The organism is Kitasatospora sp. NPDC001175 (genome assembly GCF_053598215.1).
In genome coordinates this window covers 1-2014 of record NZ_JBSFJU010000199.1, presented here as the reverse complement: position 1 = coordinate 2014, position 2014 = coordinate 1, and the positions used below count along the sequence as shown (strand labels likewise).

General features: G+C 69.6%; 1 protein-coding gene and 1 pseudogene. Both read right to left on the bottom strand.

Annotated features, from left to right (window positions below; translation table 11 throughout):
• Positions 1–327: 327 nt before the first annotated feature.
• Positions 328–867, bottom strand: coding sequence for a GNAT family N-acetyltransferase (locus ACWDAK_RS41095; protein WP_427396340.1), 540 nt, complete (start codon positions 865–867; stop codon positions 328–330).
• Positions 868–1267: 400 nt separating this feature from the next.
• A pseudogene (locus tag ACWDAK_RS41090) lies at positions 1268–2014 on the bottom strand (hypothetical protein); the annotation flags it as partial.

Genomic DNA, 2014 nt, shown 5'->3' with positions numbered 1-2014 from the left:
AGAGCGGCAAGAGCCGTGTAACGGGAGACTGTTACGCACGGTTCTGTGAGGGCCGGGAGGTGAGATCCCTCCCGGCTACTCGACCCTGCGCGGATGGGCGCTTCCCCTCGTGGGTGGTCCGGGCGCGACAGCACGGTTCGGCAGGCCGCCGGACGCAACGCGGGATGCAACGCGGATGACCTGTGACAGCGAAGTCGGGACGGTCGTCACCGAGGTTGGGAACAGCGCCGGTTTGTGACAGCGAAGTTGGGAAGCACTGGCGCAATCGGCGCGCCGAGGCCGACGATCGGTCGGTGGCCTCGTGGATCCGCGCTGTCGAGCACGAGTTCAACCGGACGGCGTGACCGGGGACCACATGCCGAGCCACTGCTCGGCTCCCCAGGCCTTGAACCGCTCTACCTCAGTGAACCCCAGCTTCGCCGCGAGACGCATCGAGCCGACGTTGGCGGTCTGGGTGGTGAGCACCACCGGCTCGCCGGGAAGCGCGCCGGCGAGCCAGCCGAGTGCCGCCGCGCACGCCTCGGCGGCGTACCCGAATCCCCACGCCCGCGGCAGGAACAGGTAGCCGAGATCGGCCTTCCCCGCGGCAGCCGGGCGACGGTGCCCCGTTGCTCTCCTGAGTAGGATCTGGCCGATCATCGCCCCGTCGAGATCAACGACGAAGCTCCCGGGCCACCGCTCGGGCGCCCCGGGCATCTCGCGCTCAAGCTCGTCACGCGGCCGGGGGCCGCCGAGGTAGGTGTGCACCTCTGGCGAGGCGAGCAGCTCGATGAACGCCGCACGGTCCCGGGTCTCGGGCTCACGGAGTACGAGCCTCTCGGTCCTGATCGGCTCAGGCGGCCAAGCCACGGATCCAAGCTCAGTCATGACGGGCAACCTATCGCACGCCCGTCGGCAGGAGCCTCAGACGACCGACGAGACCGATCAGTCCCAACTTCGGTGTCACAAACTAGCGTTGTCCCAACTTCGGTGACAACCGTCCCGACTTCGCTGTCACATATCACGGATGTCACGGATGTCCTGTGCCACCGAACATTGATCGCTTGCCATCGAAGATTGACGGATGACAGTTCGTGTCACTGAGGACTGACCGCCCATGTTCCGATGCCCGTGGAAACGTCCGGGTCGACGTGAGGAGGAATCGGTGCCGCGTGCCGCTTCGGCGTCCCTGGCGCCTGATGGATAGCCGAAGCGGAAGGCGGTCGGCGATGGATGCTGAGTGGACCGGCGGCTGGAGTTGCGGCGGCTCCGTGCCCGCGTGAGCTGCTCAGTACCGGCGCAGTAGCGGCCAGAGTGCCGTCCATGCCCGGTCCGGTCCTGCGCAGAGCACCACGGCCGCGTGCTGCTCTTGGTTTGCCGTGTCGTGCCCGTTGTCGACGCGCGTGACCGCGTGGCAGTCCGTGAAGTGTTCCTCCACCTTGGCGTGGTCCGCCGGGTGGACGAGCAGCACCGGTCCCGTGGCGGTGGCCGGTGGTGGGCCCCAGGCATGTAGTCCCATGTGGCCGGAGTACGGGGATGGCAGGCCGAGGACGGGCCCGTACTGCGCGAGGGCTCCGGCCTCGCCGTAGTTCGAGGTCAGCAGCACGGCGGTGGCCCGCTGCTCGGCGGGGATGGCCGCCCAGCCGGTGGCGGTGGCACGCGCGAGCTCCGGCCAGCCGACCTCTTCACCGATGTCGGGGTCGACGGTCATCGGCACGGCCAGCGCCGAGGCGGGAAGCACCGGCAGGGCGGCCAGGGCGCTGGTGAGCAGGGCCGCGAGCAGTCCGCCGGCGAGCTTGGCGCGGTGCTCGCGGGCCCAGTGGGCGCACGGCTCGCAGCCGGCTGCGGTGATCGCGTACAGCAGCGGAATCGGGTAGTACGCCTTGCCACCCCCCGCCATCACCAGCAGGCAGAGCATCACCCACGCCACCGCGACCGGCCGGGCCCAGCGCAGCTCCGACCGGCGCAGCAGCCGGCTCAGCCCGGTCAGCCACAGGGGCGCCAGCAGCGGGGAGAACTGGAGCACCTGCATAGG

What these genes read in the sequence shown, in the direction of transcription:
- ACWDAK_RS41095 (WP_427396340.1), bottom strand. Translation starts at nt 867, where the DNA reads ATGACTGAGCTTGGATCCGTGGCTTGGCCGCCTGAGCCGATCAGGACC.